16 protein-coding genes and 1 pseudogene are annotated in these 19,420 nt (G+C 65.9%); 7 read left to right on the forward strand and 10 right to left on the reverse strand.

Going from position 1 to position 19,420, the window contains the following annotated elements; genetic code table 11:
- Positions 1–73 precede the first annotated feature (73 nt).
- The gene (locus VKK44_RS08270) at positions 74–1,747 is read right to left on the reverse strand and encodes an AAA family ATPase (RefSeq protein WP_343446256.1); all 1,674 of its coding nucleotides are present in this window, start codon (positions 1,745–1,747) and stop codon (positions 74–76) included.
- A 434-nt stretch (positions 1,748–2,181) separates the two neighbouring features.
- Here VKK44_RS08270 and VKK44_RS08275 point away from each other — a divergent pair, with 434 nt between their 5' ends.
- Entirely contained in the window at positions 2,182–2,466 is a 285-nt protein-coding gene (locus VKK44_RS08275; protein WP_343446258.1) for a tyrosine-type recombinase/integrase, read from the forward strand.
- Between the two features lie 165 nt (positions 2,467–2,631).
- Entirely contained in the window at positions 2,632–3,699 is a 1,068-nt protein-coding gene (locus VKK44_RS08280; protein ID WP_343446260.1) for a hypothetical protein, read from the forward strand.
- Between the two features lie 430 nt (positions 3,700–4,129).
- Here the strand turns inward: VKK44_RS08280 and VKK44_RS08285 are convergent, their stop codons facing one another.
- From VKK44_RS08285 to VKK44_RS08305, 5 genes are all read right to left on the reverse strand, one after another.
- A complete protein-coding gene (locus VKK44_RS08285; RefSeq protein WP_343446261.1) occupies positions 4,130–4,291 on the reverse strand; it encodes a hypothetical protein in 162 nt (53 codons plus the stop codon).
- A 177-nt stretch (positions 4,292–4,468) separates the two neighbouring features.
- On the reverse strand, positions 4,469–5,380 hold the full coding sequence (locus VKK44_RS08290) for a DUF2637 domain-containing protein (RefSeq protein WP_343446262.1): 912 nt from the start codon (positions 5,378–5,380) through the stop codon (positions 4,469–4,471).
- Positions 5,377–8,067 carry a BTAD domain-containing putative transcriptional regulator gene (locus tag VKK44_RS08295; protein WP_343446264.1) on the reverse strand — a complete coding sequence of 897 codons (2,691 nt, stop codon included), beginning with the start codon at positions 8,065–8,067 and terminating at the stop codon, positions 5,377–5,379. Before VKK44_RS08295 ends, VKK44_RS08290 begins: the two co-directional genes overlap by 4 nt.
- A gap of 151 nt (positions 8,068–8,218) precedes the next feature.
- Entirely contained in the window at positions 8,219–8,362 is a 144-nt protein-coding gene (locus tag VKK44_RS08300) for a hypothetical protein (protein ID WP_343446265.1), read from the reverse strand.
- 176 nt (positions 8,363–8,538) lie between these two features.
- On the reverse strand, positions 8,539–9,237 hold the full coding sequence (locus VKK44_RS08305; protein ID WP_343446266.1) for a hypothetical protein: 699 nt from the start codon (positions 9,235–9,237) through the stop codon (positions 8,539–8,541).
- Positions 9,238–9,516: 279 nt separating this feature from the next.
- On the opposite strand from VKK44_RS08305, the pseudogene VKK44_RS08310 reads away from it, so the two are divergent.
- Positions 9,517–10,046, forward strand: a pseudogene (locus tag VKK44_RS08310) (IS701 family transposase); the annotation flags it as partial.
- A 14-nt stretch (positions 10,047–10,060) separates the two neighbouring features.
- On the opposite strand, the gene VKK44_RS08315 reads toward VKK44_RS08310, so the two are convergent.
- Together VKK44_RS08315 and VKK44_RS08320 are read right to left on the reverse strand one after the other, a co-directional pair.
- Positions 10,061–12,055 (reverse strand): hypothetical protein, encoded by a 1,995-nt coding sequence (locus tag VKK44_RS08315; protein ID WP_343446267.1) that lies wholly within the window; start codon positions 12,053–12,055, stop codon positions 10,061–10,063.
- Between the two features lies 1 nt (position 12,056).
- The gene (locus VKK44_RS08320; RefSeq protein ID WP_343447717.1) at positions 12,057–13,847 is read right to left on the reverse strand and encodes an Hsp70 family protein; all 1,791 of its coding nucleotides are present in this window, start codon (positions 13,845–13,847) and stop codon (positions 12,057–12,059) included.
- Positions 13,848–14,079: 232 nt separating this feature from the next.
- Here VKK44_RS08320 and VKK44_RS08325 point away from each other — a divergent pair, with 232 nt between their 5' ends.
- Complete coding sequence (locus tag VKK44_RS08325) at positions 14,080–14,379, forward strand: transposase (RefSeq protein WP_088981155.1); 300 nt, start codon at positions 14,080–14,082, stop codon at positions 14,377–14,379.
- Entirely contained in the window at positions 14,376–15,266 is an 891-nt protein-coding gene (locus tag VKK44_RS08330; RefSeq protein WP_343446268.1) for an IS3 family transposase, read from the forward strand. The genes VKK44_RS08325 and VKK44_RS08330 overlap by 4 nt, the downstream gene beginning before the upstream one ends.
- 102 nt (positions 15,267–15,368) lie before the next feature.
- On the opposite strand, the gene VKK44_RS08335 is transcribed toward VKK44_RS08330, so the two are convergent.
- Entirely contained in the window at positions 15,369–15,899 is a 531-nt protein-coding gene (locus tag VKK44_RS08335; RefSeq protein ID WP_343446269.1) for a GNAT family N-acetyltransferase, read from the reverse strand.
- Positions 15,900–15,962: 63 nt separating this feature from the next.
- Positions 15,963–17,225: a helix-turn-helix domain-containing protein gene (locus VKK44_RS08340; RefSeq protein WP_343446270.1), complete on the reverse strand. Its 1,263-nt coding sequence runs from the start codon at positions 17,223–17,225 to the stop codon at positions 15,963–15,965.
- A gap of 298 nt (positions 17,226–17,523) precedes the next feature.
- On the opposite strand from VKK44_RS08340, the gene VKK44_RS08345 reads away from it, so the two are divergent.
- Together VKK44_RS08345 and VKK44_RS08350 are read left to right on the forward strand one after the other, a co-directional pair.
- Complete coding sequence (locus tag VKK44_RS08345; protein ID WP_343446271.1) at positions 17,524–18,603, forward strand: FAD-binding oxidoreductase; 1,080 nt, start codon at positions 17,524–17,526, stop codon at positions 18,601–18,603.
- On the forward strand, positions 18,600–19,307 hold the full coding sequence (locus VKK44_RS08350) for an N-acetyltransferase (protein WP_343446272.1): 708 nt from the start codon (positions 18,600–18,602) through the stop codon (positions 19,305–19,307). Before VKK44_RS08345 ends, VKK44_RS08350 begins: the two co-directional genes overlap by 4 nt.
- Positions 19,308–19,420: the final 113 nt, after the last annotated feature.

A 19,420-nucleotide genomic window follows, 5' to 3' on the forward strand; every position in this document is an offset into this window, starting at 1 on the left:
GAGTGCACTCTACTTGCGCCTTGATAATGAACCTTTGAATCTCCCGCTGGCGTGACTCGGGTTAGTGATATCGTTAAATGCTCGGCAATGGTCCAACCTCCTCTCTTAAGACTTTCGCCAGATCAAGTGAAGTTGTCAAACGTTGGCGAACTGCTGACTGGAAATCTTCGTGCCTTTGGAAGCGCATTGCGCGGGCTATGGCCGTTCTCGTCGGCGTGTCCCGAATGGGTACCAACCGCACCAATCCATCTAAATCTCGGTTGCTAATTAAGTCATTAATTCTCTGGAGTAATTCGGGATAAGGAGAAGGCATGCTGGCTGAGATTGGATCCACCCCGTGAATTAGGGCGTTCTCGTCCGGCAGTCCGTCAAACAGTTTTCTACCTATTTCTTTCCTGGCGATAGATGCGGCGAGCCTCTCAGGCGTGCCATTGCTGGCGAGAGATTTCAGCCCCTCTTGAACTGCTTTGTCTAGGAGGTGTTGAGGGGATATGCCTAATATGTTGCCCTGCACCTCGGCTATAACCGCTAGGACCGCTTGAATATAGTAGAGGCTCTCTACTTCGCTAACCGGAAGAACTAAGATTCCTCTTGCGGCGAGGCTGCGTCGCTCGTCGGCGGACCTGCCATCGCCGTCCACGATTCCCCGAGGTTGCAGCCAATGTAGAGCGGTGTTTGCATGCAGGCCAGCTACGGACCGGATGACTTGCTCGCAGCTCCCGGAGGGTATGGGGTTCCAGCCCGGAAAAAGGATGCTGTAAATCCCCACGTCGAGGCTTTGATGCTCGCCCTCAATAAAGAGTACTTGTCGGCGCCCCCCGAGTATCGCCTTACGTGCCACCTCTGGCAGGTTCTCTGCCAACGCGACATGGTCGATGTTCCAGCCGTTGGCCATATTTCCCGTCCAGTTGCATCCACTTAGGTGGTGCACTTCAGTGCTAGCTGGGTCGAGAGTTGCCGCCAGTTCGAGATCGTGGGTCAAGACGACGAAATGACAGTCGCCGCGAGCCGCTATCACTGATTGTATCAATGTCGCTGAAATTGAGCGATGCAAGTGGCGTTCAGGTTCATCTATAATAAGGACGGAATCCCTGTCGCTAACTAGGATTTCAGAGGCCAGCAAAACGGCACTCTTTTCGCCGTCCGACATCTGTGAGATTGGATACCGAGTGGTGCTACCGAGCTTGATTGCATCAAAAGTGGATGCGGCAGTCAGCTCGAGCTCGACAAAGAGTCCAGCGCTTCTCAGCATACTGTTCAGCTTCGTTAAGGGGGAGGCGGGGATGACTCCCTCAATCTCGTGGCGTTCTGCGCCGGCGTCGTGCAGCTTCGCGAGTTCGGAATTCCGGTGGTTCAATTTTGAGAGCAGGTCAAATAGTACGATATTACTCCGCTGTGCATCTGCATGGTCCAAGTATCGCGACTCTTCCAAGCTGTTCCAATGACGAATAGTCGGCGCAGCGCTTTGACGCTCCGCCGCACTGATTGCAGGCCCGGCATGCGGAAACCATAGTTTCCGATGCGCAATAATTCGATTTACCTTGGCATTGGCGCAATTCTTCTGCAACCAAAACCCGAGCGCAGATTTTCCTGCCCCGTTTGACCCGACTATGACTGTCGCGCAACCAGGTTTAGCGGTTAACGTTGTCGTACTAGCCGGTGGGATTCCTGGTACATCCCAGGTGCAAAGGGCTTGCCTATGCCCTGATTCTGAACCTGTGGATGCGATTTCCTGGTCGCTCGACATGCAAATAGGCTATCCCGGGACTGGTGGCGCGGGAAGGTCTCGAAGTAGCACATCTCCTCGCCAGCGGCCCACTTCCAAGGGTTCTCTTTCATGCCGCTCCGGGAGGGCTGGCGTTCATCGGCGCTGGTGACGCAGGGTGATGTATGGCTACCTCTGATGTAGTGACCACGGCCTTGACCCGCTCTCCGCAGCTCGGGTGGATGTGGATTGGTACGTGCGCTGGCTGCAAGACGTGCGCCGGTACCAGCCCTCGACGGTGTCCCGTCGGCTGTCGGTCGTGGTCGGGTACTACCGGGTCTGTGTAATCGACGCGATCCTGGAGCACGCGCCAGCCGATAACGTCCGCCGGCCCACAGTGCCGGCCGAGTCACCGACACTCGGACCGGGCCACCTGCACCGCCGGGCCGCTCCTGCGCAACGTCCATGGTGGGCGGATGGACCGACGCGCCGCCACTCGAGGGCTCAAGCACCTGGCCCACATCGCGGGGATCCAGATGCCGATGATGCACCCCAACATGCTGCGCCACACGTTCGTGACCACCATGCTCGACGCCGGCGTCAGCCTGCGCGACGTGCAGAGCGCCGCTCGTCACGTCGACCCGCCTACCACCATGCGCTACGACCGAGCCCGCAAGAACCTCGACCGGCACCCCCGGCTACATCCTCGCCGCTTACATGGCCTCCGGGACGTGGCGAGCGCTCGCGGCTTTGCCAGTTGAGTCCAATCGATCACGACTCTTCCCGAGTGATTGTGTCACTATACGTGAATGTCTGCTGACACTAGCCCGCAATGGCGGGCGGGTCGCTGGTTGCGCGACCACGCTGACTCTTGGGCGGCCTGGCGGTCGTCGAAGGACTCCCTGCGACACCGACGATTGATCAGCATGACCGCAGCAGTGAGCACCATCGCGCGCCGCGCCTTGCTCACCCCGTCCGCGAACGACATCGTCACCCGTTACCCTGAGATCCTCGCCAACTGCGACCGGCTTGCCTTTGATTCAGATGCCGAGACTGCGGCCTACCTGATCTGGCACTTGTCGGACCGGTACGGACGGGTTCTGCAGGTTCTCGACCTACTTTTCATAGCCGGACACCTGCCGCTACGCCGCAACCGGTTGTCGGTCATGGAGGTGGGCGCCGGCCCGGCACCGGCCCTGTTCGCCGTTCGGGACTTCTACGACGACCTGCGAGCCTTCATCGCCACCTCCGAGCTAGGCGTAGACACCGCCTCGGCACGAATACTGCACGCGATCGACCGTGGTCCCGCTTGGTCCTGGCTGCTTCACCAGTTCTCCGAGGAGCTCTACACCAGACAACGCCCTGATGCCGACGGCTCCGTCCTACCGTTCGGGATCACCTACCATGACCTGGAAGGGTTCTCGGTGCGCCGCGAGCACGAGGCTGCCATCAATGGAAGCGCTGAGGTCATCCGTGCGGAGTTCGAGCGTAGCGACGACGACATCAGCATGCACGCCGCCCGGCAGTTCGCCATCGAGGACGGCAACTACCCACCGAGCGCATACGACCTCATCGTTATGTGCAATTTCCTCACCAACACTGGCATCACAGAGAAATTTGCGGCGGAGATTGAACTGCTGACGACTGCATTAAGCCCAGGTGGCTTGCTTGTGGTAATCGGCGCGGTGGGTGGGCGGTATCCGGCTATATACACCCATCTTGACACAATTCTGTCCCGAACGCGGCTACGATCACTCGGCGACCTCACGCACCCGATCCAGGCCCATGTTGACGAATGGCAACGTAATCTCATCGGTGCCCAGATCCGCAGCGACGTCGCGTTTTCCTCCGCCCTCGCTCCCACGGCCTTCGCTAAGGTGCAAAGACGACTTCCGGACGACGTCACCAACCTCGGCCAGCCCATTGGGTTTCCACAATTCCAAGTACGGGCGTGGAAGAACGAGTGGCAACGCAAGACCACTCGGCGATCCTGAACCGAGCATGTGAGCGGTGCCGCGACACCGTATGGCATTCTCGCCCGGTTCAGCGGCATCCTCATCTGCCACCGACCGGGCGCGGCCGGGTTCACCGCAGCCATGGCAGGGCGGGATCACGAGCGCAGACGGTACAGGTCATAGCTCTTCTGCGACGAGGCGAGCGGCTTGGTCCGGCCCGGCTGCAGGCTTCCCGAGTCCGGCCAGTTGGACCAGTGGGTGTTGGGCGGCAGGCTCGGCACGCACCAGCCGGGCAACGCGGACAAGACGGAGAAGGGGCCTCTGGCCAGGCTCCTCTGAAGTCACAACGCCACGCCTGATGAGTGCACGAGCACCTCCCGACCGAGGCCGACAGATCAGGTTAAGGACCCGAAGTCAGTCATTCGCTGGGTCAGACCCCGGCGGGAGGTGCTCACGACCATCATCTCCGTCAGTCATCGTCCTCGGTGGCAGTCTGAGGTGTCGGAACCTCGATCAGGTAGCGCAGCGCGCCGTTGATGTCGGTGTCTCGGCTGTTGGCGGGGCGCTGGAGCACGTCGTACATGTCGTCCGTGACTACGATCGTGTGGACGCCGGGGGTTTCGTCGGTCATCGGTGGTCCCTTCTGGCGGCGCTCGGCGGGGTGCCCGTGCGGGCAGCCGTGCCTATCCACGCTGACCTCGACGGCGCGATCAAGACCCCCGCCGGCGCCGGTCCGGGGTTATAACTGACGACTCTGTTCGAGGCTGCTCTCGCGTGTCTGATCCTGCGGTCAGCCGACTTGGGCACGTCAAACCGATGCCGGGGGCCGGGGGCCGTTGGCCGGCTGTGCCTCCTGGCGCAGCGTGGCGAGGAGGGGTGAGACGCCGCTGTTGCGGATCGAGTAGCCGTTCTGGCGTAGCCGCCGGGCAAGCGCATCCCGGCTGACGGTGTGACCCTCGCGGGTCAGCTCGTCACGGGCTACGCGGGCGGCGGGCAGGAGCGGCACCAGGTCCGGAGCGAGGTCGACATTGGTATCGCCGGTCTCGTCGGGTCGATCGTCGTGGTCAGGTTCTGCGCCAAGGTCAGCATCAGTCCCGCTGCCGTCGGCGTCCTGATCGTCGTCCCGGGAGTCGGCACCGTCAGGAGACCAGCCCTGGGCCGACTCGTCAGTGTCGACATCACGGGCAGAAGGTTCGGGCAGCGGACGCCGGCGGGGTGCCCTGGTGTCGCTGGTCTTCCGCGTGGGCTCGGCGGGCGCCGGTGCGATGGGCTGCACTGGAGTAGGTTTCGCTAATGCCCCAGCCGGCGCGGTGTGCGGTTGACGTTCGGCTTCGCGTCGGCGAGCGGCCAGTTCGACCAGGGAGACCGACGCGACGATGATCAGCCCGTCCACCGAGAGTGGCAGGAGGTAGGGGACGGTGCCGGTCTCGCCGTAGCGTGCGACGACTCCGACCATGTGGTGGTAGCTGATCCACGCGGCGATGCCGGCGATGGCGGAGGCGGCGACGACTCGGATGACGCCGAGTGCGCGCCGGTGTACAGGTACGCGGGTGACCAGCTCGACGGTGATCAGCAACGCGAGGGGTGGCCATGCCGCGATGGCCTGGGCGATCGGGTTCGCTTGCGCGTGCAGGATGTTCGCGGTGACCGAGGCGGCCACGCCCAGCGCCAGTGTCGCCCGCACGGCCCACTGCATCCGCTGGAGCCGGCTGTCGGTCATGGCCGTCCTCCGGGCACGGCGCCGGCGGGTCGGAGTTGACGTTCGGCGACGCGGCGGGTGGCCTGCGACGGTTCGGCGTCGCCGAGGTCGGCGAGGCGTTCTTCCAGGCGGCGCAGGGTGCGGCGGACGGCGTCGGGTCGCTGCTGCCGGCCGTGGATGCGCATGATCCGCTGGTACAGCTCCTCGTTGACGGGGTCGAGGTCAGCGGCGCGTTCGAGGGCGGCAACCGCCTGGTCGGGGTGGTCGGGTTCGAGGATCTCGGCGATTCGGGCGTAGGCGGTGAGGATTTGATGGCGGTAGCTGGTGGCGTAGTCGGTAGCCCAGAGATGGTCGTGGCCTTCGGCGAAGTCACCCGCGTACAACTGCGTGGCCTGTCGTAGCGCGGTGAGCATGGCCGCATCGTCGTCGGTGGTGGTGGCCTGGTCGATGGCGGTGAGCATCTGCCACAGGTCCACCGTGATGGTCTCGGGGTCGAGCCGGTATCGGCTGGTGGCGGGGTCGTAGACGATGAACATGTGCTCGTGGTGGCCGGTCTCGATGCGCAACACCTTGCGGGCGGTATTGATATCGGTGCGGACGCGTTTCACGGCGGCGGCTGGGTCGGCGTTGGGGTGTAGATCGGCTGCGAGTTGGTCGAGGGTGCGGCCGGCGGGGTGGGCGGCGAGGACGGCGAGGGTGGCGTAGGAGCCGCTGCGCATGCCGGTGCGGACCGATCCGGCGTCGGTGGTGACGGTGACCGGGCCGAGCACCTGGAGCCGGACAAGGGTTGCCGCGCCGGTGGGTCGGGCCGGTACGGGTTCACGCCGCTCGGGGGGTGCCGCGGCTGGGGGAGTCTCGGTGAGCGTGTCGTCGATGTCGATGCCGGCCTCGGGCCGGGCGAGGGTTTCGGTGAGTAGGGCCAAGACGGCGGCCAGGTCGTCGGCGCTGAGGGTGGACGTTCGGGCCATCGGATACGGCGCGTCGTTGGTGACGGTCCCGTCGGCGGTGATCTCGACGGTGGGTATGCCTTCGTGTTGGCCGAGGAGGACCGGGTGCAGGTCCAGAACAGCACGGTGCGCGGCGATGGCGTGGATGCGAGCGGCATACCCAGGAATGGAGTCGATGAGCAGCACGTAGGGCGGTTGATGCTCGGCGTGGTCGGTGCGGGCGTTGAGATCGGCGACGGTGGCGACGTCGAAGCTGTCCAGGAGCCTTCGGCGGCCGATCATTTCCTCTTCGGCGTGGGTGACGGCGGCGGCGGTGTCAGCGAGGACGATGAGCCGCTCGCCGTCGTAGGCGGTGCCGTCGGGGTCCAGGCCGACCGCTGGGGCACCGTGGGGCAGGAGCTGGGCGAGCAGGTCGGCGGTCGTGACCACGACGGGGCGGGTGGCGGCGGTGTCGGTCGTGCCGGCGGTCAGGGTCGCGGCGAGGACGGCGCGGGCCGCCGCGATGGTTCCGTCGCCGTGTAGGGCAAGGCCAGGGCCGGGCAGGTCGAACAGGCTTATCTCTGCGGCGCTCGCGTCGACGCCAACGGCGGGCGAGGTGCGGTCGCTGCGCTCGGCCTGGTTGGCGGTGGCGCTGATGCGGCTCAGGAACTCTGGCGCTGGCCGTTCGGCGGTTCCGGGTAGCGCGAAGGTGAGCCTGGCGTGACGGCGTCGCTGCAAGCCGGCCAAAGCTGCTGTGGAGGCGATGGCAGCGGCTAGGCCGAGGCTGATCCAAGCCTGTGTGGGCAGTGCGATCCCGCCAGCGCGGTCCGACTGTTCACGAGCTGTTCCGGACCCGGAAGGCGCGTCCTCGGCTGACTCACGGGGTGTGCTTGGTTCTGTCGTTCCCGAGGGTGACGGGTGCGGTGCCGGCATTGCGGAAGGTGGCTTCGCCTCGGACCCGCGGGGTTCTGGAGCGCCCGGGTCGGGGTGGTGGTTCTTGTGTGGGGTGGGCGGCGTAGCCGCCCGAGGGGTGGGCAGGGTGAGTTTCCAGCCGATGCGGATCACGTTCGGGTCGGTGAGAGCACGCCCATCGGGTTGCCGATGTTTACGGTTGAGCTTGTAGATCTCCGGCCAGTGGCTTCCGCCGCCGAGGTGCTCCGCGGCGAGATCCCACAGGGTGTCTCCGGCTACGACACGGACCGACTCGCGTGGGCTGGTGCGAGCGGCGGCGATGTCCCCGGTGTTCTTGCGGGGCTCGTTGGGGGGACCGGCGGGCCGGGGGAAGACGGTGGTGGCATCCGGCGGTTCTGTCATGGCTGCGTAGTCCATTGGCGGGGCCGGAGTCGGTGCGTCATGGGTGAGGGTGTCGCCGGTCCCGCGGGGTGTTGCAGGAACGGAGCCGGAGTCCGACGCCGTGTGCCCTTGGGCGAGTGCGGGAAGGGCGACGGAGGTGGCGGCCGTGGAACCGAGCATCGCGGCGGCGAAAGCTTGGACAGGTCGGGGCAGACGCAGGTCGTACCGCCAGCGCATCCGCGAGGCAAGACGTCGGTAGACGTGATCGGTGACAGCGGCGGTGAGGAAGATCCAGAGCAGCCATAGGCCGGTTTGCGCGAGGATCGCGAGGAAGCCTGCGGTCAGTGGCTCGTGTACCCATTCCCGCACCTGGGCTGCGGACAGACCCTGAAGGGTGAGCCAACCGGCCCGGTAGAGCAGGACGGGCGGTGCCAGGGCGAGAGCCACGGTGACGATGCGTACGGTTGTGGTTGAGGGCTCCTTCTTCATGGTCTGTCTCCTCAGCGACGTGCTGTGGCGGCTGCTGAGAAGACCGTAAGAGCGGGCTACGCCGGCTACGCCGGAAAGGAACCTGACAGCACCTCACACTTCCTCACGCGACCTCACAACCGCAGGTCACGGTGTCGCCAGCGCACGAGGGCTAGTACTTGAGCAGCCCGTCCGGGCCCATCAACGACAGGCTCGGTTCGTTGGCTGCCCGGACCAGCTCGGCGGCGACCCTCGCCTCCGCCGACGGCTCGGGTCGCTTCCTACGTCCGGTCTGGTCGTTCAGTGTCGCGGTCATCACGGCACCGTCCTCACCAGGCACCACGCCCGGGAGGTCAAGCCGGGAACACCGTTAGATCCACAGACCGCCGTCACCTCCAGGCCCTCGACGCCACCACCACCTGGCGCTGATGACACGCGACACATTTGGCGAAAATCGGCAAGCTTGTAGACACGTCCCTGCTGCCGTTCAGATTAGCTGCCAAGAGGTAGGCCCAGGACCGTCTGCAACAACGGCCATCGATCTGTTTCCGGCGCAATATCTCTGTTTTTCCTTAGCTCATCCATGATGGCCATTTTATCGGCATCGGAGAGCCTATGCCAGCAGCGAATGGTGAGCTTCAGCCCATGGTACTGCTCGTTGGCGGAAAGAGGCGCCGACAACGAAGCTATCAACGTCTGGCCATCGACAAGCGATATGTCGCCTTCCATTAACCCAAGGAGTAGAACGCGCAAATTCTTAGGTGCATTGAGAAAAGCTCCACGAACCTCGCCTGCATTGAACTTCTCGCGCTCCGCGACGGCCGACGCACGAGATGCTAATACATCTTCGAGATGGGTTCTCGCCGCCTTGAACTCGTCGCTCGCCAACTCACGGCTGACGAAGGAGTAGGATTCGGATAACTTAGCCACGTCTGAACGTCCGAGAATCAGGGCAGCTTCGGGGGCGCCAAGGCTCACAAACTCCTGGGACAGGGATAGCTCTACGCCTTCTGCGCCGAGCCGTAGTCGCTCCACTCGGTGCAGGAGAAGCGGGCTCAGGAGAAGCACGGCTCCGACCGTTATGAGTGCAGTAGCCCCGGTCGACTCCCGCCCGACGACAACAGAATGGGCTCCGGCGACCAAAGACGCAAGTCCTAGAAGGAACGTGACAGCGTTCGCTAGCTTCTTCATCCGTGCTCCTCGTGCCTTGCGTTCAGCCTACTGTCCTCATGCAAGGCCACTGTCCCGACTGGACATTTGCGGCGAAGTAGTCTCTTGTCGTAACGCAGGAAGTAGCATTTCGCAGCTCAGGCAGAAACCATGAATTGCAAATTCGCCTCGAAGTCGGGGGCTCGGATGCGATAACTGAGTGATCTTTCGTGCACCTCGACGCCGACACCAGCGCCGCGTTCGCCCACATCATCAGGCTCACTGCCTACGACCATCCCGAGCTGCTGATCGCCGGACTCCATCCTGCCGTCTCACAGCAACCTGTGCGGGCTGGTCTCGGGTCTGGGCCGGAAGAACGGCTGGACCCTGGCTGAGCAGGCCGGTGATGGGTCGCCGGACGGGATGCAGAGGCTGTTGCGGTGGGCGGACTGGACGTCGACGCGGTCCGTGACGACGTGCGGGACTACGTGATCGAGCACCTCGGCGACCCGGCTGGTGTGTTGATCGTTGACGACACCGGGTTCCTGAAGAAGGGCACCCGGTCGGCCGGGGTGCAGCGGCAGTATTCCGGCACCGCTGGCCGGACGGAGAACTGCCAGATCGGGACGTTCCTGGCTTACCGCTCGTCGAAGGGTCACGCGCTGATCGACCGGCAGCTCAACCTTCCGGCGTCGTGGACCGATGACCGGGACCGGTGCCGAGCCGCCGGGATCCCGGACGACGTCGAGTTCGCCACGAAGGCACAGATGGCCCGGACGATGCTGGCCCGAGCCTTCGACGCCGGGGTGCCGGCAGGGTGGGTGACCATGGACGAGGGGGCGGGTCACCTGCTCACCGTGGCGCGTCAGCGGCGGTAGGGCCTACCTATCCCGGAATCAGCATTGTCGTCATCGCAGACGTGCAGGAGGCGGTGGGTGCGTTCCTGGAGAGCAGCGTTGTAGGGGTCGATGCGGATACCGGCCTGCAGCAGGCTAAGAGCCCGGTCCGGGTCGGGTTCGGCAGCGGCAGCGGCGGCGCACACGTCGATGACGCGTCGGCGGGTCGTCTCGCGGATGGGGTCGAGCCAGGGCCAGGCGCGTCCTTCGGCGAGGTCGGCGGGGTAGGCGTCGACGACGGCCTGCCACGCCTCGGGGCCGGGTGTGATGGCGGTCGTGGCGTGGCGCAGGGCTGCGTTCAGGTGCCACAGGTCGACGTCGAGGTGCGTGGGGTTGAACCGGTAGCGGTCATCGGCGTGGTCGATGACGTGCAGTCCGCAGGCATCGCGGATCGAGGTGCGTAGGTCGCTGAGCGCGGTATAGAGGCGTCCGGTGAGGGCGTGGTGTGGCAGTCCGGGCCAGATCGCATCGGTGAGTTGCGCGGCGTCCGCTCCGGTGGGGTGAACGCTGGCGAGGTAGACCAGGACCTGAAGGGCGGCGCTGCGGCGGACGGTCAGGGGTTCACCGTCGATGAGCAGTTGAGGATCGCCGAGGACTCGCAAGTGCAGCCGCTGGCGAGGTGTATCAGCAGCGGAGAGGTGTGATCTCTGGCGTGGCAGCCGTGGATTCGGCCGTACCGGTTCGGGCGCGGCGACGGGTACGGAGGTCGCGCCGGTTGTCGGCTCTACCGGGGCGATGACGGCGAGCAGGTCGGTGGCGGCCACGTGGTCGAGAACGCACAGCCGCAGCCTCGGCATCGTGGTGTCGTGCGGGTCATACAAGTGGCCCGCGCTGTCGGCATGCCAGGTTGGACCGGCAGGCCACTGCCCCAGGACGATGAGGGTGGTGGCGGTCTCGACGCTGAGATCGTCGAGGTGCTTCAGGTCGCCTCCGGCGCAGTCTTTCCCGTCGAGGATCACGATGGCGGGCCGGCGGTTCATGCTCGGGGTGGTCTGGGTTTGCCGGGGGAGGTTCGTCTGCGGGAGGTGCTCGGCCGGTTGAACGAAGCGTGCTGCCTCATCAGGGCTCTCGACGACCGTGAGCGGGAGCCGCTTGATGAGGCTTTGCGCTGCTGGTCCGAGAAGGGAGATCAACGCTGCATTGCTGATGATCAGTGAGGCAGCTGGGCGGCGCTGCCTCGCCAGCAGGGTGGTGACGAGCAGCCCTCGACCGACGGAGAGAGCGCCCTCGCCGATCAGGCCGATCCCTCCGGCGGGAACGACGTCGCCGAGCCTGGTGATGGCGTACGACGACGACTCGATGGTCGATGCGGGGGTGTCAGCGAGTCTCGCCTGCACGCTGGCAACGGTGCGAGGCAGTGGAGCAAGGTCCGAACCCGGCTGATCGCCCGGGGCGAGGCCGGGTCGGTAGTCGCGGCGGCGGCGCAGCCAGATCAGCGAGGCGGCAGCCGATACTTCCATGGCAACGTCACGAGGTATCCAGCCACCGGCCACGCTGATTCCGTCAGCATCCGCGATCGTGTAGCTACCCGCGCCGCCGTCCGGCCCGGCTTCGTCATGCACAGTGCTGGTGCCGGCGGCTACTGGCTGCGGTGGGTGCGCTGGGGCGGCGGAAGTCGTGTTAGTGGTGATGCCAAACACCGCCGCACCGGCTAATCCGCTGGCCGTGGCCTGCAGCGGCGTGGGCAGTGGCAGCCGCCGCAGCAACGCCGAGGTCGAGCGGAGACGGACCAACACTCGAAGGGCAACGGTGTAGGCGAGCATCAGCCAGATCAGCCAGGCGCCGAAGGTGAGCGCGGCGGTGAGCGTCTGCTCAGTCAACGGCTGCTGCACCCATGCCCGCACCTGCCCCGAGGTCGGCCATCCAGAGATGGGCGGACCGACCACGGTCAGCAACACCACCGGTGGGCCGACCAACAGGACGAGGACGACCACCAGCGACATCACCTGCCGCGGCCAACGCACCTCACCCACCTCCACCGAGAGAGCCGCCAAAAGCCGCGGGCGCCGCAGCGGCGGGACGGATGACGCGCGTCCACACTCGGGCCGCCCACCACACCGCCACCGCCACCGCGTAGCCGGCGGCGAGAATCCCAGTGGCTTGCCTGTTCACGATCGCCGCGCCGATGACCGCTACCGGAGCGGACACGATCAGCCGGAACATCAGCGGCCTCACCAGCGCCATCACCACCGCGACGCCCAGGAGCAGCCCACCAAGGCGGCCGGCGAGGTCGATCCACACCACCAGGTGCGGCCACCGATCGGCGGTCAGCGAGTACTGGATCAACCCCATGCCCAGCGCGGCGGCCACCACCGAACCGGTCGGCGCGGCCAGCAGAGCCGACCAGCCACCGTGCGGCCTACGCGACTGCCGGGCGGCTACCACGGCCATCACCACCGCGATCACCACGAGAGGAACGATCGGCCACAACGCCCAGCGGAGAAAGCTGCCGCCGACCGGCAGGCCGAAGTACTGAGCGGCGACGACCGCATACAGGCCAGCGATGGCCGTCCCGAGACAGAGCGCGGCGAGGATGCCGACACTTACTCTCCCGCCCTCCGTGCGCAGGTCAGAGGTCGGGCTGCGAGCAGCAATCAACGACCCGAGGACGGTGCCCGCCGCCAAGCAAGCCAACAGGGCGGACACAGCGGCCATGGCCAGACCGCCCCAGTTGAAGTCGACCCAGTAGTGCACGCTCAATGCGTTGTTCGTCTCCGCCGTCACGATGCACTGCCAGAACAAGCACAGCGACGCGAAGCCCGGCACCGCAATCGCCACGGCCCGCCGCACCGGCGGCACCACCACCTCCACCCGAGCCGGCCCTGAGACCACCGCACCCGCCTCGGCGGCACCCCGAGCCGCCGCAAACTGCGGGTCGACCACCACGGCCGGAATGACCCCCGAGCGCTCGGCAATGGCAGCGACAAGGCGCGGAAGATGAGCGCTGCCCCCAACACAGTAGATCCCCGCCAGGTCATCACCGGCCAGCTCAGCGGCGGCCACGGTCTCCTGAACCAAGTCGACGACCCGGCGCACGACCGGCGTTGCCGCCTCTTCGAGCATCGTCCGACTCGCGATCACCGGAGCCTGGCCCGCCATCGGCACCGTCACCGCCGGGTGAGAGACCAACGCCTCCTTCGCGACGCGCACGCTCTCTGCCACCGACCACTCAACCGCGCCATCGGCCGGCACCTCCTGGCCATGCGTCAACGCAGCCGCCAACGCCCGGTCAACGGCCATGCCACCAGCGCCAGAGTCGGCATGCGTCGCGAGAACCTCGAAGCCCGCAGAACCTCGGCGCAGCACCGTCACCTCCGCGCCCGCCCCGATGTCGCACACCGCGACGAAGGCGCCCACCGGAAGCTGTTTACCGGTAGCGACCAGCAGTTGCGCCACCGCCACCGGAGCCTCCACCAGACGCGGCTGCGCAAGGCCCGCGCGATGGGCGACCTGCCGCATCCAGGTACGCCGACGCGGCCCCCACCCCGCCGGCACCACCAACCGCACATCCGCCACCGGACCACCAGCAACCAGCTCGGCCTCAGCAACCACCCGACGCAGCGGCGCCGCAGCCAGCTCCACCGCCTCAACGTCCGTACCGTCGACCACCAGGCCGCCGTCAGCGGGCCGACGCGGAATCGGCACCAACCGACTCGGCCGGTCACCGGCGGCCTGCCAAGCCTGCCGGCCCACCCACACCCCGCCGTCGGGGTTCACATAGCCGACGCTCGGCAGGAACGGCAAACCGTCGACCATCACCACCGAGGATCTGCCATCAGGCCAGGCCAGCACGGCCGCGGTACTCGCGCCTCCGCAGTCAATCGACAGCCGAACCCCGCTCGCCCCCATGCCTGTAGTCAAACATGAGGATCACATTCACGTCACGCAGCAGTCACTCACCGGAGGCGTTAATCCGCTGGCCTTGGCCATCGACGGCAGTGCCCTTCCCCTCGTAGCGTGGAGGCCAGAGCTTGAGGGATAGAGGTTCATGGCTGAGACGAGACGCCAGTTCGATCCGGAGTTCCGGGCGGGCGCGGTGCGCATCGTGCGTGAGACGGGCAAGTCGATCGCTCAGGTCGCCCGCGACCTGGGGATCAACAGCGGGACCCTGGCCAACTGGGTGAAGAGGGACCGCGAGACTCGCGGTGAGGCCGCTGCTGGGCAGCTGGCCGAGGACGAGCGGGCGGAGCTGGCACGGTTGCGGCGGGAGAACGCGGAGCTGGCGATGGAGCGTGATGTCCTCAAGCGATCCGTGGTCCTGTGGGTCAAGGAAGCGACGGGCCGGTGAGCGTGGCCGCCTTCATCGCTTCCCAGAGGACCGAGCATGACGTGCCGCACGCGCTGGCCTGCCGGGCGTTGGGGGTGTCCGAGTCCTGGTTCTACAAGTGGCGTGACCGGCCGCCAACGCCCCGCGATGACCGGCGTGCCCGGCTGGCGGACGCCGTTCAGAAGGTGTTCGACGACTCGGGCGGCACCTACGGCAGCCCTCGCATCGGCATCGAGCTGCGCGAGTCCGGCTGGCAGGTCTCCGACAACACGATCGCGCAGCTCATGGCCGAGCTGGGCTTGGCCGCCCGGGTCAAGCGCCGCCGGCGGGGCCTGACCCGCCAAGGTAAGCGTCCGGCCGCACCGGACCTCATCAAGCGGGTGTTCACCGCGCCCGCGCCGGATGTCGCCTGGTGCGGCGACATGACCGAGATCCGCACCCACGAGGGCAAGCTCTACCTCGCCACGGTCATCGACCTGTACTCGCGTCGGATCCTCGGCTACGCGATGGGCGCCCACCACGACGCCGGGCTGGTCGTCGCGGCGCTGAACATGGCCGCCGTGACCCGCGGCGGCAGCGTCGAAGGGGTGATCTTCCACAGCGACAGAGGCAGCGAATACACCTCGGCAGACTTCACCCGAGCCTGCGCCCGCTGGAAGGTACGCCAGTCAATGGGGCGGGTCGGGTCGTGCTTCGACAACGCCGTCGCCGAGGCCACCTTCTCCACCATCAAGGTCGAGTACGTCCACCGCCGTCACTTCCGCACCCGCACAGAAGCCCGCTTGAAGATCGCGACCTGGATCACCGACTTCTACAACCGGCGCCGCCGGCACTCCGTCTGCGACTGGCGCTCGCCCATCGACTACGAACGATCAGAGACCCGCGCCCTGGAGGCCCGGGCCGCATAACGGAGCCCTCCACGATTCCAGGGGATTGACAGCAGTGATACGAACGCGGCAGATGGCTGAGCGGGCGTAGGTCTGCTGCCCTATGGGTTTCCCGCAGGCGCGTCACACGTCGTTGATCGGCAGCGGCAGGACAAGAAGATCCATCGACGGTCCCCATGGCAGCACCGACGTCGCTACACGCTTCCATCCAGCTCGTTCGTACATGGCTCGGGCGGCAGATCGGGGATCCGACGCTAGGGTTGCCCACCGCTCTCGCCGGTCCGCAAGCAGTCGCCGCATCAACTCCGACCCAACGCCCTCACCGCGACGTGCGGGATGCACAATCCACTCCATTAACGCGAACTTGTCCACATCGAGCATCTCACGGGAAGGATCTTGTTCGGCGCGAGACCACCAGGTGCCCGCTGGCATCGTCCAGCCGTACGCCGCTCCGACGAGGTCCCGGCCATCCTCGGCAGCAATCAACGAGAACCCTGGTCGAGAAGCTTCCTCCGAAAGACTCTCGCGAAATCTGGCAACCTGCGCCGGCCCCTCGTTGTAGGGCGGCTCCGCGTACACAAGGGCATACAGGTCTCCGACGGGGCCAAAGAGCGGGCGAGCAGCGGGGCCAGCGATGGCGGTGTAGCTGAGCATGGCCGGATGGTACGGGGCCATCCCTGCGATGCGGCAGTGCTCGCCCTTGTATTCGTTCGAGGGTTAGATCCGTACGCGGTCGAGCAGATCGTCATACAGGGGTCGACGCCGCTCGGTCTCGGGCACGGCAGCGGTGACCTGTCGGGCGACGCTGCGAACAATCTCATTGTGCTGTTCGATCGGCAGCTCATCTAGAAGATCAGCAGCGAGACGTAACCCATCCGACACGCACCCGCTGCGAATAAGTGCTGCCGCCTGATGCAGCTGAACCTGAGCTCGTAGTCGCGTCTGCGACGCTGGATATAGCATTAGGGCGCGGTCCTGTGCGAGATTGGCCCTTCGGTAATCAGCCGCATGTGTGTAAACCCAGGACTCGGTGTGTCGAAGCCGATGCTCTGGCCAACCCCACAAACTTTCTACGTCGGCGACTGTCTCTGCCGGGAGTCGCTCGAACATGCTGCCAAGCTGCTCGACGGTACTGATCGCCTCTGCATGCCTGCCCGCCAAAGCGAGTGACTGTGCCCGTCCCGCGAGCAAGCCGCACGTCGCGGCGGTCGCCTGCCCACGGAGCAGCGGCAGCACTTCGCTCGACAGTGACACAACCTGTTCAGCAGGCCGGCCGTCGTAACAGCCGTTCACGACGTCCCACGCTCGCACGAGCACCTGCGTCTCCGGATCACACGATCCATCGGCGAGTCGCTGCGCGGTCTCCCACCAGCGCTGGGCCGCCATCACCTGACCAGACGCCACCAGCCCGAGAGCGATGATGACTGACAGCTGACCGGCAACCCGGAGCAGCAAGGGCCGACGATCACCACGGTCGACGGCAATCTGATGTTGCAGCACAGCCATGTCGCGGCCCAGTTGCTTCATCACATGGTCGTGCGGTTGCTGGTAGTAGCTTCGGCCGTAGGCAGCCACGATGTCCGTCCACTCGTCGTACTCCACGTTGACAGCGGCGCTGAGGCCATGTCGTAACGCTTCCAAGCCGACGACGCGATCTACGGCGGGAGTGGCGGCGAGTGCGCCCATGGCTTGTAGAATTGAGCGTCTACGCACGTCAGTGTCACCTGCCTGCTCACGTAGATATGCCTCTACCAGAACGCCTCCGGCCGCCAAGGCTCGCTCGCAGGCGTCTGCCATCGCCTGAGTGGGACGACGTTCCCCGCGTTCCACCTGTGAGATGTGGCTGTACTGGAACTTCACGAGCGCTGCGAGATCTCGTAGCGACAGGCCCGCTGCTGTGCGGTACTGCCTGAGTATGTGGCCGAAAGACTCCACGTCACCCCCAAGCGTCGTGTGCAGATGCGTGTGCACACGGTGCACGCCTGCTGCTGGCCCAGCTTATAGGCAACGCTACGTCCAAGGACAGATCCGGTATCACAGCGTTGGATGCGCAAGGCAGTGACCGGTGCTTGATTGGGCGAACGATGAGATGTGAAGCCGAGTGTGCAGTAAGCGATCTTGAAGACGGTGAGCGAATGTGCAGGAGCGGTCGCTAATGATGGCTGATTCGAGGACGCCGCTAGACGCTGCGCTCGCCGCACATGGCCGCGCCTCAGAATGCTTCTGGTCTTATATGCAAGACCGCAGCGTACGGTTCCTGCCGGAACAAAGTGCGCCGATGTTCTTCTCGACTCTCGGTCAGATCGTGGCCGGTCGGGGAGACCCGGCGGGTCGGCGTGCCGCTTTGGCGGTGATGGGTCGGATGTATCGAAGGTTCGACTTGCAGCCGTATCACGACACGGTGATCGCTGCGGCGGTGGTGGACACGGTACGGCGGTTCGCGGGTGCGAGCTGGGTTCCGGAACAGGCAGGACAGTGGGAGAAGGGTTGCCGTCAGGCGCTTCGTCTCAGTGAGCGGGCGGCGGGGACGTTGGGTGATGGACCCGATGTGACGGTGGCCGAGGTGGTGGGGTGCGAGGCGGCGGCCGATGGGGTAGCGGTCGTGACCGTGTTGCCGGTACGCCGTCTCCGCTTTCTGTCTGGTCAGGCGGTTCCTGTATGCACGCCGCGCCTTGCGGGGCGGTGGAGGTGGTTGTCGCCGGCGAATGCTCCTCGCGCTGACGGGACGGTGGAGTTTCACGTACGCGCGGTTGCGGGCGGTGCGGTCTCGCCGGTGCTGGTTGAGCAGGTGGTTCCGGGGGAGATGCTGTGGTTGGGGCCGCCGTTGGATGTGGGGTTGTCGCTGAAGTGTGCTGGTGACGCTGACCTGTTGTTGGCGGCGGGCGGTACGGGTCTCGCGCCGTTGCGGGCGTTGGTGGAGCAGGTGGCTGGCTCGCCGGTCCGGCGTCGGGTGACGTTGGTGGTTGGTTCTCGGACGCTGCTTGATTTGTACGACGCGGTGGCGTTGGACAAGTTGCAGCAGGCGCATGGTGACTGGTTGACGGTGGTGTTGGCGTTCTCCGACGACCCGGATGTGGAGCCGGTCGTGCAGGGCAACCTGCTCAGCGTCGCGATGTATCACCACCGGCCGGGGCAGGCGGTGTACGTCTGTGGTCCGCCGCGGTTGATGGAGGCGGCGCGGCAGTGGCTGCCCTTGGCGGGGGTGGCGTCGGACGAGTTGCACCTGGCCATGACCTTCGATCACGCGCTCGAAACGGCTCGGTGGATGCTGAGCCACCGTGCGTCGCCCTTGACCGGGCCGCAGGAGGACGGGCCTGCCGGTAGCGCCGCGAGCGGCATGGCCGGAGACGCGACATGACGCCGGCGCGGACGATCGCACGCGCCGGAATGGTCCGTCGCGCGACCAGCGAGGACACCGACGCTTTGTCCGAGATCATCGCGTACGGATTGCTGGCGCAACCGACGGCCGCTTGGCTGGTTCCGGACAGGGCTGCGCGTGCTGCGGTGCTGCGCCGCTACGCACGTCTCGTTCTTGAGCGCGCGATGTTGGAGGGCCAGGTCGACACTCTCGACGGCGCCGAGGCGGTGGCGGTCTGGTACTCGCGGGTAGAGCCGCCAGCGCCGGTTGACGCCTGGGGGTGTGACCTGCAGAAGGTGCTCGGCCCGTACGCATCCCCGTTCGCGCTGCTGCATGTCTACGTTGACGCGCTGACGCCGCATACGCCGCACCATCTCCTCGCCCACCTCGCGGTCCGCCCCGGCCAGCGTGGTGCCGCGCGAGCGCTGCTGACGGCGTACCACCACCGCTTGGATGCGGACGGGTTGCCGGCGTACGCCGAGGTGAGCGGTGCCCAGCCGCGCGAGAGCGTATTTGCTCGGCTGGGGTATGAGGTGCGGTCGCCGGTCTTGTTGGAGCCCGGCGGCCCGATGCTGTGGCGGATGTGGCGACCCGGGTCTACGGGCCGGCGCTCCGATGGGCTGCCGTGCCGGGTTCGTACGCACCGCTTTACGACGCCGACGCCCCGCAGCGCGGTGTCGGCGACCTCACCTCGTTCTCCCTAGCCGTCCTCCTTCAGATCCCTCTGTCTTGATCATCCCGCTAGCTGCGACGCGGCGGGCCGGCCTTTCACACCCTGCTACCGAAGGAGTCACCCCTCATGGTGTCCGCTCTGAGT

It is taken from the genome of Micromonospora sp. DSM 45708 (assembly GCF_039566955.1).
Classification (GTDB): domain Bacteria; phylum Actinomycetota; class Actinomycetes; order Mycobacteriales; family Micromonosporaceae; genus Micromonospora.